11 protein-coding genes and 1 pseudogene are annotated in these 15,765 nt (G+C 60.7%); all 12 read left to right on the plus strand.

All coding sequences use genetic code 11. The features are described 5' to 3' along the window. Positions 1 to 328: 328 nt before the first annotated feature. Positions 329 to 1,036 carry a DUF5995 family protein gene (locus ACPQ6D_RS06660; protein WP_423223527.1) on the plus strand — a complete coding sequence of 236 codons (708 nt, stop codon included), beginning with the start codon at positions 329 to 331 and terminating at the stop codon, positions 1,034 to 1,036. Next, positions 1,033 to 4,572: a methionine synthase gene (gene metH / locus ACPQ6D_RS06665; RefSeq protein ID WP_423223528.1), complete on the plus strand. Its 3,540-nt coding sequence runs from the start codon at positions 1,033 to 1,035 to the stop codon at positions 4,570 to 4,572. Before ACPQ6D_RS06660 ends, metH begins: the two co-directional genes overlap by 4 nt. Positions 4,573 to 4,680: 108 nt before the next feature. After that, positions 4,681 to 5,352 (plus strand): helix-turn-helix transcriptional regulator, encoded by a 672-nt coding sequence (locus ACPQ6D_RS06670; RefSeq protein WP_423223529.1) that lies wholly within the window; start codon positions 4,681 to 4,683, stop codon positions 5,350 to 5,352. Then, on the plus strand, positions 5,349 to 6,383 hold the full coding sequence (gene moaA, locus ACPQ6D_RS06675; protein ID WP_423223530.1) for a GTP 3',8-cyclase MoaA: 1,035 nt from the start codon (positions 5,349 to 5,351) through the stop codon (positions 6,381 to 6,383). The genes ACPQ6D_RS06670 and moaA overlap by 4 nt, the downstream gene beginning before the upstream one ends. Before the next feature lie 70 nt (positions 6,384 to 6,453). Next, the gene (locus ACPQ6D_RS06680; RefSeq protein ID WP_423223531.1) at positions 6,454 to 6,828 is read left to right on the plus strand and encodes a HesB/IscA family protein; all 375 of its coding nucleotides are present in this window, start codon (positions 6,454 to 6,456) and stop codon (positions 6,826 to 6,828) included. 129 nt (positions 6,829 to 6,957) lie between these two features. Continuing rightward, positions 6,958 to 7,338, plus strand: a complete 381-nt coding sequence (locus tag ACPQ6D_RS06685) for a DUF2203 domain-containing protein (RefSeq protein WP_423223532.1) — start codon at positions 6,958 to 6,960, stop codon at positions 7,336 to 7,338. Between the two features lie 62 nt (positions 7,339 to 7,400). Next, complete coding sequence (locus ACPQ6D_RS06690; RefSeq protein WP_423223533.1) at positions 7,401 to 7,685, plus strand: NifU family protein; 285 nt, start codon at positions 7,401 to 7,403, stop codon at positions 7,683 to 7,685. 193 nt (positions 7,686 to 7,878) lie between these two features. Then, positions 7,879 to 10,787: pseudogene (locus tag ACPQ6D_RS06695) on the plus strand (RtcB family protein). Between the two features lies 1 nt (position 10,788). Then, positions 10,789 to 11,139, plus strand: a complete 351-nt coding sequence (locus ACPQ6D_RS06700) for a rhodanese-like domain-containing protein (RefSeq protein WP_423223534.1) — start codon at positions 10,789 to 10,791, stop codon at positions 11,137 to 11,139. Between the two features lie 254 nt (positions 11,140 to 11,393). Further along, entirely contained in the window at positions 11,394 to 12,896 is a 1,503-nt protein-coding gene (locus ACPQ6D_RS06705) for a B12-binding domain-containing radical SAM protein (RefSeq protein WP_423223535.1), read from the plus strand. Between the two features lie 178 nt (positions 12,897 to 13,074). Continuing rightward, on the plus strand, positions 13,075 to 14,544 hold the full coding sequence (locus tag ACPQ6D_RS06710; RefSeq protein WP_423223536.1) for a B12-binding domain-containing radical SAM protein: 1,470 nt from the start codon (positions 13,075 to 13,077) through the stop codon (positions 14,542 to 14,544). After that, positions 14,535 to 15,698 carry a radical SAM protein gene (locus tag ACPQ6D_RS06715; protein ID WP_423223537.1) on the plus strand — a complete coding sequence of 388 codons (1,164 nt, stop codon included), beginning with the start codon at positions 14,535 to 14,537 and terminating at the stop codon, positions 15,696 to 15,698. Before ACPQ6D_RS06710 ends, ACPQ6D_RS06715 begins: the two co-directional genes overlap by 10 nt. Positions 15,699 to 15,765 lie beyond the last annotated feature (67 nt).

The following is a 15,765-nucleotide window of genomic DNA, read 5'->3' on the forward strand; positions in this document are numbered from 1 at the left end:
CAGGTTGACGACTCAGTGTCGTGCTCACACCAGATCAGGAAGCCGTGCACGTGGAAAGCGCCGGTAATGCCGATGTGCTTCCCAGGAGTCAAGTATAGCGAGAAAGAGGTCAAGGCCACGCTAAGAATCTGGGCCGGGCTGTCAAGAAAATATCAAGCTCAGCAGCCCAACCGCGGGCGTTTGACAGACTTTGCGTCGGGTGGTACTCTGCACATCAGGAGTCTGGCCCCCAGGCTGACGATATTGCTGGCGCACGGAGCACAGTGCCAACATATGAAAGAAACCTTAGCTCAGTCAATTTGCGTGTTGATTTGCCGGAGCTGCGGCTGTGACCGTTGAATCTCCCGTTGCGACCCGCATGGCCGCGCTGGTCAGCCAGTGGGAAGCAGACGCCGATCAAAGGGCCATTTTCCTACGCTGCTATTTGATGATGACGCAGAACATGCAGACAGCCATCGCGAACCTTGAATTCAAGGACCCAACCTGGGTGGACTTTCTGCTGGCGCGCTTCGCCGATTACTACTTTGCGGCCCTGGACGCCTATGGTTGCGATCACACGGCTGCGCCTCGCGTCTGGCAGGTAGCGCACGATGCGGCGCATCAGCCTGGTGTGTGGGCGCTGCAAAAGCTGCTGCTCGGCGTCAATGCACATATCAATTACGACCTGGTGTTGACGCTGGTTGAAGTGCTGCGACCGGAGTGGCAGAGCTTGACGGACGCGCAACGCAGCCAGCGCTACGCCGACTACGGCTACGTCAACGCGATCATTGCGCGCACCATTGACGCAGTGCAGGATCAGATCCTGGAGCCGGCCATGCCCGTGCTCGCCTTACTGGACGTCTTGCTCGGACGCATGGACGAGAAGCTCGTCTCCCGAGTTCTCACCGGGTGGCGCGACCAGGTCTGGCGTGAAGCTGTATGCATGTTGGAGGCGGGCGACGCCGCCGAACAGGCGCGCATCATTCAGCAGGTTGAGGCGCGCGCTTTACGCGAAGCCCGGCTGATTGCGCTGACCGAAGGAGGATCCATTTCTTGAAACCGAACCCATTTACCAATAACCGTTACCTGCAAGCCGTGCGCGACCACATCGTGGTTTTCGATGGCGCTATGGGCACCAATATCCAGAAGCTCGAGCCGACGGCCGCGGACTACGGCGGCGAGAAGCTGTGGGGCAACAACGATTACCTGGTCATCAGCCAACCCTCGATGATCGAAACCATTCACGCCGACTTCCTGGAAGCCGGCGCGGAGGTGATCGAAACCTGCACCTTCCGCAGCAACCGCCTGACGATGCGCGAGTACGGGCTGCAAGATCGCATCCTGGAGATCAATCGCGCCGCCGCCAGCCTGGCCCGGCGCACGGCTGATCGTTTCGCGGACGCCACCGGCATGCCGCGCTTCGTCGCCGGCTCCATGGGGCCGACCGGCTACCTGCCCAGCGCGTCCGATCCCACCCTGAGCAACATCACCTTCGAGGAACTGGCGGCGGTCTTTGGCGAGCAGGCGCGGGGCCTGGTGGAGGGCGGCGTGGATGTGCTGCTGCTGGAAACGCAGCAGGACATCCTGGAGGTCAAGGCGGCCGTGGCCGGCATCTATCGCTATTTCCGCCAGGCGGGCGTGCGCGTGCCGCTGCAGGTGCAGGTGACGCTGGATGTGACCGGGCGCATGCTGCTGGGCACCGACATTGCTGCGGTGCTGACGATTCTGCGCTATCTGCCGATTGATGTCATCGGCCTCAACTGCTCGACTGGCCCCGACTACATGCGCGAGCCGGTGCGCTACCTGACTGCCAATTGCAACCTGCCGATTTCGGTCATCCCTAACGCCGGGCTGCCGCTCAACGTGGATGGCAAGGCGGTTTACCCCATGGACCCGCGGCCGCTGGCCAGCACGCTGCTTGAGTTTGTGCGTGACCTGGGCGTCAACGTCGTCGGCGGCTGCTGCGGCACCACGCCCGAACATATCCGCCAGATCGTCGAGCAGGTGCGGCCGTTTCGGCAGCGCGGCCCTGGCCTGGCGCGCATCGCGGCGACGACAGCCTTTCCGGCCCTGGTGGCCTCGGCCATGCGCGCCACCGGTTTGGTGCAGGAACCCGCGCCCCACCTGATCGGCGAGCGCATCAACACACAGGGCAGCAAGATTGTCAAGAAGCTGCTGCTGGCCGATGACTATGACGGCCTGCTGCAGATTGCGCGCGACCAGATCGAGGGCGGCGCGCACACCCTGGATGTGTGCGTGGCGCTGACCGAGCGCGCCGACGAGCCGGAAATGATGCGCCGCACCGTGCGCCTGCTGTCGCAGTCGGTGGATGCGCCCCTGGTGATTGACTCGACCGAAGCGGACGTGCTCAGAGTGGCGTTGGAAAACATCCCTGGCCGGCCAATCATCAACTCGATCAACCTGGAAAATGGGCGCAAACGCTGCGACGCAGTCCTGCCGCTGGCGGCGGAACATGGCGCAGCCGTTGTCGCGCTGACCATTGACCCGATCGGCATGGCGAAGACGGCGGCGCGCAAGCTCGAAGTGGCCCAAGCTATCTACGAGATTGCCGTCAACGAGTATGGCCTGCCGCCGGACGCGTTGATCTACGATGCGCTGACCTTCACGCTGGCCACGGGCGATCCCGAATTTGCCAACAGCGCCGTGGAGACGCTGGAAGGAATTCGCCTCATCAAGCGCCATCTGCCGGGCGTGCTCTGCTCATTGGGCGTCAGCAACCTCTCCTTTGGCCTGGCCTTGCCCACGCGCGGGCCGCTCAACAGCGTCTTCCTCTGGCATGCCGTGCAGGCCGGACTCGATATGGCGATCATCAACCCCAAGCATACGCTGCCCTACGCCGAAATTCCGGCCGCGATGCGTGAGCTGTGCGAGGACTTGATCTTCAACCGCCGGCCCGATGCCCTGGCGCGCTACATTCAGTATTTCGAAGAGCATGGCGGAGCCGTGGGCGAGCGCAAGGCCGAAGTAGACCCGACCGAGGGCATGAGTGTGGAGGAGAAGCTGCATTGGCAGATCGTCCATCGCCAGAAGGAAGGCGTGGAGGACCTGGTCAGCGCCGCGATCGCCGCGCACGATCCGGTATGGGTGCTGAACCATGTCTTGCTGCCCGCCATGAAAGAGGTCGGCGATAAGTTCGGCGCTGGTGAGTTGATCCTGCCCTACGTACTGCAGTCAGCCGAGGTGATGAAGAAAGCCGTGGCGCGCCTGGAGACCTACCTGGAACGCGCCGAAGGCGTGACCAAGGGCAAGGTGGTGCTGGCAACGGTCTATGGCGATGTGCATGACATCGGCAAGAACCTGGTCAATACCATTCTGACCAACAACGGCTTCACCGTGTTCGACCTGGGCAAGCAGGTGCCAGCCAATGTCATCATTGACAAGGCCGTGGAGGTCCACGCGGACGCCATTGGCCTCAGCGCCCTGCTGGTCAGCACCTCCAAGCAGATGCCGCTGATCGTGCAAGAGCTGCACACGCGCGGACTGGACTTCCCGGTGCTGGTGGGCGGCGCGGCCATCAACCGCCGCTTTGGCCGGCGCATTCTGTTTGTCAAAGATGGCGAGGGCGCGCAGGCGCCCTATGCGCCCGGTGTTTTCTACTGCAAGGACGCGTTCGAGGGGCTGGACACCGTGGAAGCTCTGCTTTCCGCGCAGCGCGCCGATCTGGTGCAGCGCAATCGAGAGGAAGGACTGGCCGAGCTGCAGCGCCCCGTGGAAACAGCCGCGCCCAGTAGCCGTACTCGTTCCAATACGCCGCTTCTGGCCCAGGGTGACATCCCGACGCCGCCTTTCTGGGGCGTCAGCGTCATTCGCTCCATTCCACCGATCCAGGTTTTTCCCTTCCTGGACAAGGACGAGCTGTATCGTCTATCCTGGGGCGCCAAAAATGCGCACGGCGCGGCCTGGGAAACGCTGCGCGCCCAGTTCGATGCCCGCCTGGCCAGCATGACCGCAGAAGCCCAAAAGAGCGGCTGGCTGCAGCCGCAGGCGGTTTACGGTTACTTCCCTTGCCAGGGCGATGGCAACGATCTGCTGATCTATGACCCGGCTGGCATGAGAGACGGGGTTATGCCTGCTGACCTGCCCGTTGTCGGACGCTTTAGTTTTCCGCGCCAGGATGGCGAGGATCACCTGTGCATCGCCGACTACTTCGCCCCGCGCGAAGCCAGCGTGCTCGACGTGGTGGCGCTGCAGGTCGTGACGGTGGGCGCAGGCGCTACGCAGCGCTTCGAGGAACTGCAGGCCGCCGGCGACTACAGCGAAGCCTACTTCATGCATGGTCTGGCCGTGCAGACGGCTGAAGCCACCGCGTCCTGGCTGCACAACCGCGTGCACAAGGAACTTGGCCGCGGCCCGCGCGGTAAGCGCTACTCTTGGGGCTACGGCGCTTGCCCTGAGCTGAACGATCATGCCACGGTTTTTGACCTGCTGCCAGCTGCGCAAGAACTGGGCATGAGCCTGACCCCCGCGTTTCAACTGGTGCCAGAGCAGAGCACGGCCGCGATCATCGTGCATCATCCGGCCGCGAAATACTATGCCATCGGCGGCAGTCGGGTGGAGCAGCTGCTGCGCTAGAATTATTCTAATGATTTTCATAAGAATTGACAAGCGCCTATCCCTTGTGCTACAATCATTACGCTTGAGTTGTGCTGCAAGCGCGGTTGTGAGCAAAGGGGTCAAGACGTGCAAGCCACCCGTCGCCGTATCCTCGAAATTCTAAAAATTGACAATAAAGCGACGGTCATGGACCTGGCGGAGGCTCTTGACATGGCGCCGGTTTCGGTGCGCCATCACCTGGACATTTTGCAGGGACAGGATCTGGTTACGTCTCAAGTGCAGCACAAGCGCACGGTTGGCCGACCAGAGCAGGTTTATCTGCTGACCGAGACGGCGAACGATTTTTTCCCGCAGAACTTCCGCGTCTTGGCAGGCGACGTGCTGAACGAAGTCAAGCGTTTGCTGCCAGCCGCGGAAGTAACAGGCATCGTTCAACGCCTGGCCGATCGCACGTTGGCAGAAGCGCCAGTTCCGCGGCGCGGCCAGTCCGTGGATGAACGCCTGGCGGAGGTGACCACGTTCCTCAGCGAGAAAGGGTACCTGGCGCAGTGGGAACGCCACAACGGTCATCAACTGCTGCTGCACACGTGCAATTGCCCTTACGCGGGGCTGGCGGCCGAACATCCTGAATTGTGCCAGATGGACATGGTCCTGGTTTCTGAGTTGATGGCTGGTCTGGGACCAACCCCGCCCCGCTGCCTGGGACGCCTGGCGACGGGCAACAGCCGCTGTTCGTACGTGTTTGAATTGAATCACGCCGAGCTGCATGATGGAGAGCCAGCGGGGGATCAAGGATGAGCGCCGCACGCATCACACTACAGATGGTGACGCCTGCGCCGACAGATGGCGGCATGCACGATGCCTTTGGCAGACGTATTGATTATTTGCGCATCTCCTTGACCGATGCCTGCAACCTGCGCTGCGTCTACTGCATGCCGGAAGAGATGCAGTTCCTGCCGCGCGCCGAACTCTTGCAGGACGATGAAGTGCTCTTCATTGTGCAGGCTGCGGCGCAGCTGGGCGTCCGCAAGATTCGCTTGACGGGCGGCGAGCCAACGGTGCGCAAGAACATCGTTGAGCTGGTGCGGCGCATCAAACAGGTGCCGGGCATTGAGGAACTGGCGATGACCACCAACGGCGTGCTGTTGGCGGACCTGGCTCAGCCCTTGGCGGCTGCGGGTCTAGATCGGGTCAACGTCAGCGTAGACACGCTCGACGCGGCCAGTTTCAAGCGCATTACACGTTGGGGTTCGTTGCGTGACGTCTGGTCAGGCGTCGAAGCGGCCGAGGCCGCGGGCCTGAAGCCGATCAAGCTCAACTGCGTGGTGACGCGCGGCTACAACGATCAGCAAGTGGCCGACTTGGCTCGCCTGACCTTCGATCACCCGTGGGAAGTCCGCTTCATTGAACTGATGCCGTTTGGCGAAGTGGCGAACTTTGCACACAATGCCGTGGTGCCGTATCAGGAAACCATGGCGCGGGTGGAGGAAGCGCTGGGGCCGCTGAGCGTCGTGCCTGGCTACGATGGGCATGACCCGTCGCGACCGTATCGCCTGGCGGGCGCTCAAGGTACGCTGGGTTTCATTAGCTCGGTGACGCAGCCGTTTTGCGCCGGCTGCGGCCGTGTGCGGGTGACGGCAGATGGTAAGCTGCGTCTCTGTCTTCTGCGAGACAATGAAGTAGACTTGCTCACGCCGCTGCGTCGGGGCTGCTCATTGGATCAACTCAAGGCGCTGTTGCGCGCGGCTGTCTGGGGTAAGCCCTGGGGGCATGGCCTCGCCAATGATGTGGTGCCTGAGATTCGCGTCATGTCGCAAATCGGCGGCTGAACAAACGATACGTGCAAGTGCAAATTTACATAGAGAGTTGTTGTCTATCATTTCTTAAGGGAGGATGTTCATGATTACGTTGACACAAACGGCTGCGAGCAAGCTGCAAGATGTGCTGCACAGCAAAGGCTACAGTGAGGCCACGCACGGTTTGCGCGTCTTCGTGCAGGGCGGCGGTTGCGGCGGCATGCAGTACGGCATGACCTTCGAAGGCAATCCGCGTGAGGTAGATGAAGTGTACGAGAACTACGGTATCAAGGTTTTTGTTGATCCGACCAGCCTCTTCTACATCAACGGCGCGCAAATTGACTTTGTTGAAAACCTGATGGGCGGCGGTTTTCATATTGAAAACCCGAACGCGGTGTCAAGCTGCGGCTGCGGAAGCTCATTCCGCACGGCGCAGACGCACAGCGGCGAAGAGCCGGCCTCTTGCAGCCATAACTAATTACAGGCGTAGGCCGCTTAGCGAAGGACGGAAGATGAATTCCGGTCGGCTCGTCATGGCCGCTCGACATTCAGCTTGCGTCCTTCGTTTTTGTGCGCCGGCCCTCTCTTTCTGTCGTGGATCACACTGATGACTCGATTGTTTACGCTTGATGAGGCGAACGCGCAACTACCGCGTGTGCAGGCCTTGTTGACCGAGCTGCAGGAGGCGCGGCGGATCATCTTGACCGCGCGCCCCGACCTGGAGCCTGTGCTGCGCAAAGCCGGGACCAACGGCGGCAGCCGTCGCGCCGGGGAGATGCTCGCCGAGTTTACGCGGGTTGAGCTGGCCCTGGCCGGACTGCGCGCCATCGGCTGTGTGGTCAAAGATGTAGACCCCGGCCTGATTGACTTCTTGCATCGTTTCCCCGACGGCCGTGAGGTCTATCTCTGCTGGCGCCAGGGCGAGGAACGGATTGAGTTCTGGCACGAGGTGCAGGCCGGTTTTGCTGGCCGCCGCCGACTGGTCTAGAGATTTCTGCTTCTCAGCCCACCCACCTGCGCCCTGCGGCCAGAGAGGAACGTATTCGCCCAATGACGAATGGAAAAGTCAACATAGACGCTGCCAACGACGCTGCGACGTCGCCCTCCGTCTGGCAGCGCGCCGAGGCCGTCCTGGACAAATTCCGCCCCACGTTGAACATGGATGGCGGCGATGTTGTCCTGTTGGATATCCAGGACAGCGTCGCCTATGTGGAGATGCGCGGCGCGTGCGTGGATTGTCAGCTCTCCCAACTCACCATGAAAATTGGGATTCGCCGCATCATGCGCCAGGATGTCCCGGAGATCAGCGACGTCAAGGCGACTTTCATCAACTGAGATTAGTCGAACCCTGCGTAGATGCGGTATCATACCGCTGACGGCTCGTTGGCGCGCACCCCGGCCAGCGCGCCAGTCAATCGTGCGCAGGGTTTTTTGTTGCCTGGCTGGAGGTGAACTCATGGTGATGCGAAAAGACGTCCGTCAAATTCGGCCTTACGTATACGAAATCGCCCGCAACTTCCGTCACGACATGCGTGTGCCGGCTCGCTTCTATGCCGATGAAACGATTTTGCAGCAGGCGCTGGGCGATGACTGCCTGGATCAACTGATCAACACAGCCACGTTGCCCGGCATCGTAGGCCATGCCCTGGCCATGCCAGACATCCATCAGGGCTACGGTTTTCCCATCGGCGGCGTGGTCGCGACCACCGGCGCGGATGGCGTCATCTCGCCTGGCGGAGTTGGATTTGACATAAATTGCCTTGCAGGGGACAGCCTGGTGCTTGACGCCTGGGGATACACGCGCCCGATCGCAGAGTACGAAACGGATTGGCCGACACAGACTCTGCGCTGCCACGCTTTGCAGGCCAATCGTGAGGCGCAGACGCCTGTTGCCCATTTTCTGCGCCAGACGCCGCGCGCACTAGTGCTGCGCGCTACGACCGCGTCGGGTCGCACGCTGGTTGCCACGGCGGATCATCCTGTCTGGACACCGGAAGGCATGGTTGAACTGGGCGCCCTTGCAGAGGGCGACCGTGTTGCGGTCGTGGGCTTCGATGGGGTGCCTTATGAAGAGCCGTCAGACGATGTCATTTTGACGCAGGCAGACCTGGAGAACACCCTGGCGCGCCTCGGAAAGGGTGCGGAGGGCAACGCCGTGGGTCAGATCATGCGCCACCTGGACAGCCTGGGCTTGCTGCCTCTGCGCTATTCTTCGCCGGCCTTGCCCCCTCTCTTGCGCGTGATGGGCATCGTCTGGGGCGACGGCACGATGCACATTTCCAGCAGCGGCAAAGGCGTTACGGCCTGTTACGGTCGCGTCGAGGACCTGGAAGACCTGCGCCAGGACATTCAGGCCATCGGTTTTACGCCCTCGCGCGTGTATGCTCGCAGTCGCCATCATCGCTTCCAGACCACCTACGGCATCAGCGAGTTCGACTTTGTCGAAACCTGGATCAAGGTCAGCTCGACGGCGCTGGTGGCTCTGCTGGTGGCTCTTGGTGTGCCATTAGGCCGCAAGGTGCAGTCGGACTGGCGGCTGCCGGCGTGGATCAAGGCGGCGCCTCGTTGGCAGAAGCGGCTTTTCCTGGCTGCTCATTTTGGCGCTGAGATGAACGCGCCGGGTACGGTGTCGCAGCACGACTACAATTTTGAAACACCGATTCTCTCACTCAACAAACGCACAGCCTATGTGGAGAGCGGCGCGGCCTGGTTACAGGACATAGCCGATCTCCTGACCGAATTTGGCGTCGAAACGCTTCCCATCGGCCGACGCGTTGAATACACCAACGCCCAGGGCGAGGTTTCTATCCGCCTGCGCCTGCCCGTCGTGGCGATGCCTGCGAACCTGATCCGTTTTTGGAGCCAGGTGGGCTTCGAATGTCATCGCCACAAGCGCTCCCTGGCCAGTGTGGCGGTGATCTATTTGCGGCGCAAACAGGCCGTGCTGGCTGCACGCGCAGCGACCGCGCGGGCCGCCGTGGCGATGCAGGCTGCCGGCGAGAGCGCCTCCGCGATCAAGGCTGCGTTGGTGGGAGCGCACGCGAACGAACGCTTTATTGAGCGCTCCCTCTGGGAAGAACGTGAGACCGACCCGCGCATCGGGCTGGCGTTCATGCCCTTTGCGTCATTTGCCCATCAGGCCACGGCTGGTCTGGGCCAATCCGGCATGGTCTGGGACGAGGTTGTCCGTATCGAGCCGCGCCCTGATTTCAGCGGCGATGTGTATGATTTTACCGTTGCGCACGAAGACCACAATTTCGTCGCGAATGGCTTTGTGGTGTCCAACTGCGGCGTGCGTCTGCTGGCGTCCCATTTGGATCGGCAAACGGTGCAGCCGCATCTCTCCGCGCTGGCGACGGAGCTGTACAAGCAGGTTCCCAGCGGCGCGGGTGAAAAGGGCTTCGTCAGCCTGTCGGTCAAAGAGTTGGACGAGGTGCTGGCCCAAGGCAGCCAGTGGGCGCTGAAAAAGGGCTTTGCGCGCGCAGACGATCTGGAGCATACGGAGGAGCGGGCATGATGGCCGGCGCGGATCCGGCGCAGTGCAGCAGCCGCGCCAAAGAGCGCGGCAAGAGTCAACTCGGCACGTTGGGTTCGGGCAATCACTTCGCCGAGGTGGATGAGGTGGCAGAGATCTTCGACGCCGAGGCTGCCCAAGCCATGGGCCTGTTCCCCGGCCAGATCGTCGTTATGATTCATTGCGGCAGCCGCGGCTTTGGCCACCAGGTCTGCACCGATTATGTGGACATGTTCCAGAAGGTCATTCACAAGTACGGCATCCAACTGCCGGATCGCCAGTTGGTCTGCGCGCCGCTGCAGTCGCCGGAAGGGCAGGCCTACTACGCGGCCATGGCCTGCGCAGCCAATTTTGCCTTTGCCAACCGCCAACTGCTGGCGCATCAAGTGCGCCAAGCCTTTCGCACGGTACTCGCGGGCAAGATGAAGAACTTCGATCTATTCCAGGTCTACGACATCACCCACAACATGGCTAAGATCGAAATGCACGACGTCGGCGGGCAGCGGTTGAAGGTCTGCGTGCACCGCAAGGGCGCCACGCGTGCCTTTGGCCCTGGCGCCGATGTACTGCCGCGGCCATACTACGACATTGGGCAGCCGGTGTTGGTGCCGGGCAGCATGGGCACCGCCTCGTTTGTCCTGGTTGGCACGGCGGGGAGCATGGCGCAGACCTTTGGCTCCAGCTGCCACGGCGCCGGCCGCGTCATGAGCCGCTCCGCGGCCAAGCGCCTGGTGCAAGGCGGCGAGCTGCGCAGCCATTTGCAGGCGCAGGGCATCGAGGTGCGCGCCGGCAGCCTGGCCGGCCTGGCCGAAGAAGCGCCCAGTGCGTACAAGGATGTGGATCACGTCGTTGACGTCGTGCACAACGCCGGCATCGCACGCAAGGTCGCGCGGCTGGCGCCCGTGGCCGTGGTGAAGGGATAGTATGACAGATCAAGTTGAACTACCACAAATTAGTGTTGAAGAGCTCAAGCGTGTGCGCGAAGAGGGAACGCCGCACGTGCTGCTGGATGTGCGCGAGGAGCATGAGTGGAAATTCGCGCGTATCGAAGGGGCGCGCCTGTTACCCCTGTCGCGCCTGGCCCGCGAACTGACCGCCGCGCTGCCCGCCGACCTGACGCCGGACAGCCGGATCATCGTGCAGTGCCATCACGGCGTGCGCAGCGCCCAGGTGACGGCCTGGCTGCGCCAGCTCGGCTTCAAGAACGCATTCAACCTGACCGGCGGGATTGATGAGTGGTCGCTGCGAATTGACCCGGGCGTACCGCGTTATTGATCTCTTAATTTTGTAGATAAGCATGATAAAAATTGACAGTTTACAGGGGCGCGACTATAATCGCGTCCCGTCCGCCTGAGGGCGGCAGGCACATGGTGTGATGTGCTGAGACCGCCTATCGGCAAATACCGGCTCGCATGACAGGAAAAACCTGGTCTGTGATGGTGTCCCGTTGTGAGCAAAGTCGCTGACCGACGAGCTGACCGGTGTTATGCTGAGAATCCCCTGGTCAACTAAGCATGGGAGGACTTTGGATGAAAGTAGCCCTAATCAACCCCAGATTTCGTTTGCCTATTGACACACGCACCACCGCGCACCTGGGCCTGGCCTACCTGGCCGCTGTTTCCGAGCGCCGCGGTGATGAGGTGCGTGTTTTTGATGCTGATGTCGAAGAACAACCCCTGGAGGACTTCATTCAGGAGTTTCGCCCGCACCTCGTCGGCATCACCGCCAACACGCCGCAGGTCAAGCAGGCGTGGCGCACAGCCGCCAAGATCAAGAAGGTGCACGATGTGCCGATCGTCTTGGGCGGCCCGCATGTCAGCGTCGCGGCCGAAAACCTTGACTTTGAGTCGTGTCAGCAGCCAGACGTGGACATCGTGGTGCGCGGCGAAGGCGAGGCCAGTTGGACGGTCATCAGCGAACGCCTGGAAAGCTACTTGAGAGATCAGCCCACTTACCAGACGCACGACATTTTCGACCCAGAGAAGAATCTGTGGAGCGATGTGCTCGGCATCAGCTTCAAGACGAGCGACCGCCAGCTTCACCGCAACCCTGACCGCCCGGCCATGCCTGACCTGGACAGCTTGCCCTGGCCAGCCTACCATCTCTTCAAGATGCACAAGTATACCAACCTGCAGCCGGCCACCGATCATATCAGCGGCGCGCAGTCCTTCTCCATCATGACCAGCCGCGGCTGCCCCTACCGCTGCACCTTCTGCTCGCAGTCCATCATGCCGATCAAATGGCGCGCGCGCTCGCCGGAGAATGTGCTCGAAGAGTGGCGCCACCTGGTGCGTGATTTGGATGCGCTGGAAATCGGCGTGCTGGACGACAGCGCCAATATCCGGGTGGATCGCCTCAACAAGCTGGCAGACATGGTGATTGCCAACCAACTCAACCATGTGCCGTGGATTTTTGTCAACGGCATCCGCGCCAACCTGGCGAGCCTGGAGTTGATGAAGAAGCTCAAGCAAGCCGGCCTCAAGCGCACGGCCTTTGGCGTGGAAACAGGCGACGAAGAGATCATGGCCTCGATTGATAAGCGGGTTGACCATGAAACTATCCGTCAGGCCTTCAAGAATGCCAAGGCGGCCGGCCTGGAGACGATTGGGTTCTTTATTATTGGCCTGCCTGGCGACTCGCGCGCCACTATGCAGCGCACGATTGACTTTGCCTGTGAACTGGACCCCTTGATTGCGAATTTCAGTATGATGACGCCTTATCCTGGCACCAAGGTCTATGAGATTGTCAAGCGCCAGGGCCGCATGTTGGTCAAAGACTGGGAAGACTACGTCTTTTTCGATGGCAAGGCTCGTTACGAATTGGGAGACTTGTCGGCCGAGTTGATGACTGAGATGTGGAAGAAGGCCTATCGCCAGTTCTACCTGCGCCCGCATCGCATCCTGGGCACCATGACCCGCAAGGACTTCTGGCTCAACTACCGCCGCACCTTCCGTGTGGCCTGGCGCACGATCTTCCCACGCAAGGAGAAGACCGAGCTGCGCCGCCAGATTGAAGCCGAGGGCTTGGTGTAGATTGTGGAAGAAAGAAGCAGTATGTTCTCCGCTTGCTTGGGTGAGCCACGGAATCTGCTTCTTGATGAACAAACTGTCAAGTGGATCGCAACCTTTGTTCATGCGTACTTCATCATGGCGTGCGATGCTGAACATGGGGCTATCTAACCCGAACTGACAGATGACAGAGGAGGATGCAATGAAAATTTCCCTGGTTGGACCGAAATGGAACGAGATGGTGAACAGCTATCCCTCGCTGGGCTTGGGCTACCTGGCTGCGGTGGCCGAACGCGCCGGGCACGAGGTAGCGATTCACGATTTCGGCCTACGTCCACACACAACCCTGGCCGAGGACGCGCAAAAAATCATTGATGACAAGCCCGACGTAGTTGCGTTCACTTCGATGACAACCTCCTACCACCACATCGAGCAGCTGGTTGAGATTGTCAAAGATACGCTGGGCGTGCCGACCATCATTGGCGGGCCGCATGCAACTTCTCTGCCGCAGTTGACCATCGAGAACCCTGATATTGATTACCTGATCTACGGCGAAGGAGAGGAAGTCTGGCTCGATCTGCTGCAAGCGATTGAGACTGGGGACACCCGCTATGAACGCATCTTTGGCCTGTGGTGGAAAGATGACGGCCGGGTGGTGGAAAACCCACAGCGCAAGCTGATCGAAGACCTGGACGCCATGCCGTTTCCCGCCCGCCATCTATTCGAGTTGGACAAATACCCGCTCTACGCGCCCAATGGCGAGAAGATGGTCACGGTGCTTTCCAGCCGCGGCTGCCCCTACAACTGCTCCTTCTGTTTCAAGGGCGTCGTCGGCCGCACCTACCGCCAACGCTCGCCAGAAAGCATCGTGGAGGAATTGCGCCAGGTGCAACAGCAGTACCAGGTGCGCAATTTCTACTTCATTGATGACCTGTTTACGATTGACCTGCGCCGCCTGGAAAAGATCATGGACTATTTCATCGAACAGAAGATGGATATCCGCTGGCGCTGCCTGGCGCGGGTTGATCGCGTCAACCCCGAGCTGCTCAAGAAGATGTACGCGGCTGGCTGTCGCCAGATTCACTATGGCATCGAGTCAGGCAACACCGATGTGCTCAAGGCCACGGCTAAGCACATCAGCCTGGAACAGGTGCGCCGCTCCATCGAATGGACGGCCGAATCGGGGATTGACAGCAAGGGTTACTTCATCCTGGGGCTGCCAGGCGACAACGAGGATTCGATGGAAGAGACCATCGAGTTTGCTTCCAGCCTGCCGCTGACCGAGGCCATGTTCTCTATTGCCACGCCGTTCCCCGGCACGCGCCTATGGGACGAGCTGGTGCGTCGCAATCCAGAGACGCAGTACAACGCCGACTTTACCAAGACCTATTACTACAATTCGTACACGGCCGAAATTGCGCCTTTCATGAACGTGAGCGATGTGCCTGACGAGCGCCTGAGCGGACTTGCGATCGAAGCGCGGCGCCGGTTCGATGAAAGCAAGCGCCGCCGCATGTATGAAAGATCGTTTGGCAAAACGCTTGGCCCTGCGCTGTGGGAAGTTTCCCGCATCAAGCCGCTGCGCCAGTTGGGCAACGCGCTGGTTGGCGCGGGCATGCTTGGCAGCTTCCGCCAGGTGCGTGAGCGCGCAGGAGCCAACTCATGGGCGTAAGTTTTACTTCGGCCGCGGCCAATCGTTCGTTTCAAGAAAAAGCGCGCAACCGCTTTCGCTACTACAGCCAGCAGGCCTTGGCGCCGGTCAAGTGGCTTTCGTACACCACCGGTCAAACGCGGCTCGTGCCGCATCCCGACCGCATGTACATCGAATCCACGAACATGTGCAACCTGTCGTGCGTCATGTGCCCCACCGGACGCAAAGAGGTGACGCGGCCCAAGGGCTTCATGGAGTTCGATGTGTTCAAGCAGATCGTGGACGAAATGGCGCCGCACGTGAAAGCGACCACCCTGCATATCTGGGGCGAGCCGCTGATGCACAAGCGCATCTACGACATGGTGGCCTACTGTCGCAGTCACGGCCTGCGCAGCGAGATGAGCACCAACGCGACGCTGCTGGATGAGAAGAAGGCCCAGAAGCTGCTGGACGCCGGCCTGGATGCCATCTATCTGTGCCTGGACGGCATGCGGCCGGAGACTTACGAGGCTATTCGCGTCAATGCCGACTACGCCAAGACCAATCGCAACATCCACCGCTTCATCGAACTGAAGCAGGCTGGCAACTACCAGACCTACGTCAACTTGCAGATCATTCAGATGCAGCAAACGATGGGTGAGATTGATGAATTTGTGCAATCCTGGAAATTGCCGGGCGTAGATCGTATCAACGTCAAGCCTTTCGATTCCTGGGCTGACCAAATTGAAGCGATCAGCGAACTGCGGCCTGGCGCAGCGGCTGCGACGGTCAAACGCTATGCCTGTCCCAATTTGTGGTATCACGTCCACATCTACTGGGATGGTTCCATCGCCATGTGTGATCGTGACTTCAACAGCGCCTTTCCCCTGGGCAATGTCATTGATCCCGATGGCAGCGTACGTGTGATGAAGAACTGGAACGGCCCGCAGATGCAGGATCTGCGCCGACGCCACGTCGCGAACGAAATCAGCGACCTCGTGCCGTGCAATTCGTGCAGCGAGTGGGCCTGGTGGAAGCCAACGCTCTTCACCAGCCAGGGCAACCGGCCGGTGGAGCAGGGAGAGGCGCAGCGTTTGGCCGCGCTGCAGAACGATGAACATGCGAATGGCGCTGATGCGTTCATTCCTTTGAACGACATCACGTTTGCCGAAAACCAGACGACAAATTTGAATTAAGATCGCGGCGTGAGCATCCCCCGATGCGAACTCCGCATGCGCATCCCCAGATGCGAGCTTGAGGGAG

Origin of the sequence: Candidatus Amarolinea aalborgensis (assembly GCF_900491745.1) — a bacterium.
Taxonomy (GTDB): domain Bacteria; phylum Chloroflexota; class Anaerolineae; order SSC4; family Amarolineaceae; genus Amarolinea; species Amarolinea aalborgensis.

Excerpts from the sequence above, each read along its gene's own strand:
- moaA (WP_423223530.1), top strand. The coding sequence starts at position 5,349 with ATGAGCGCCGCACGCATCACACTACAGATGGTGACGCCTGCGCCGACA.
- ACPQ6D_RS06680 (WP_423223531.1), top strand. The coding sequence starts at position 6,454 with ATGATTACGTTGACACAAACGGCTGCGAGCAAGCTGCAAGATGTGCTG.
- ACPQ6D_RS06685 (WP_423223532.1), top strand. The coding sequence starts at position 6,958 with ATGACTCGATTGTTTACGCTTGATGAGGCGAACGCGCAACTACCGCGT.
- ACPQ6D_RS06690 (WP_423223533.1), top strand. The coding sequence starts at position 7,401 with ATGACGAATGGAAAAGTCAACATAGACGCTGCCAACGACGCTGCGACG.
- ACPQ6D_RS06700 (WP_423223534.1), top strand. The coding sequence starts at position 10,789 with ATGACAGATCAAGTTGAACTACCACAAATTAGTGTTGAAGAGCTCAAG.
- ACPQ6D_RS06705 (WP_423223535.1), top strand. The coding sequence starts at position 11,394 with ATGAAAGTAGCCCTAATCAACCCCAGATTTCGTTTGCCTATTGACACA.
- ACPQ6D_RS06710 (WP_423223536.1), top strand. The coding sequence starts at position 13,075 with ATGAAAATTTCCCTGGTTGGACCGAAATGGAACGAGATGGTGAACAGC.
- ACPQ6D_RS06715 (WP_423223537.1), top strand. The coding sequence starts at position 14,535 with ATGGGCGTAAGTTTTACTTCGGCCGCGGCCAATCGTTCGTTTCAAGAA.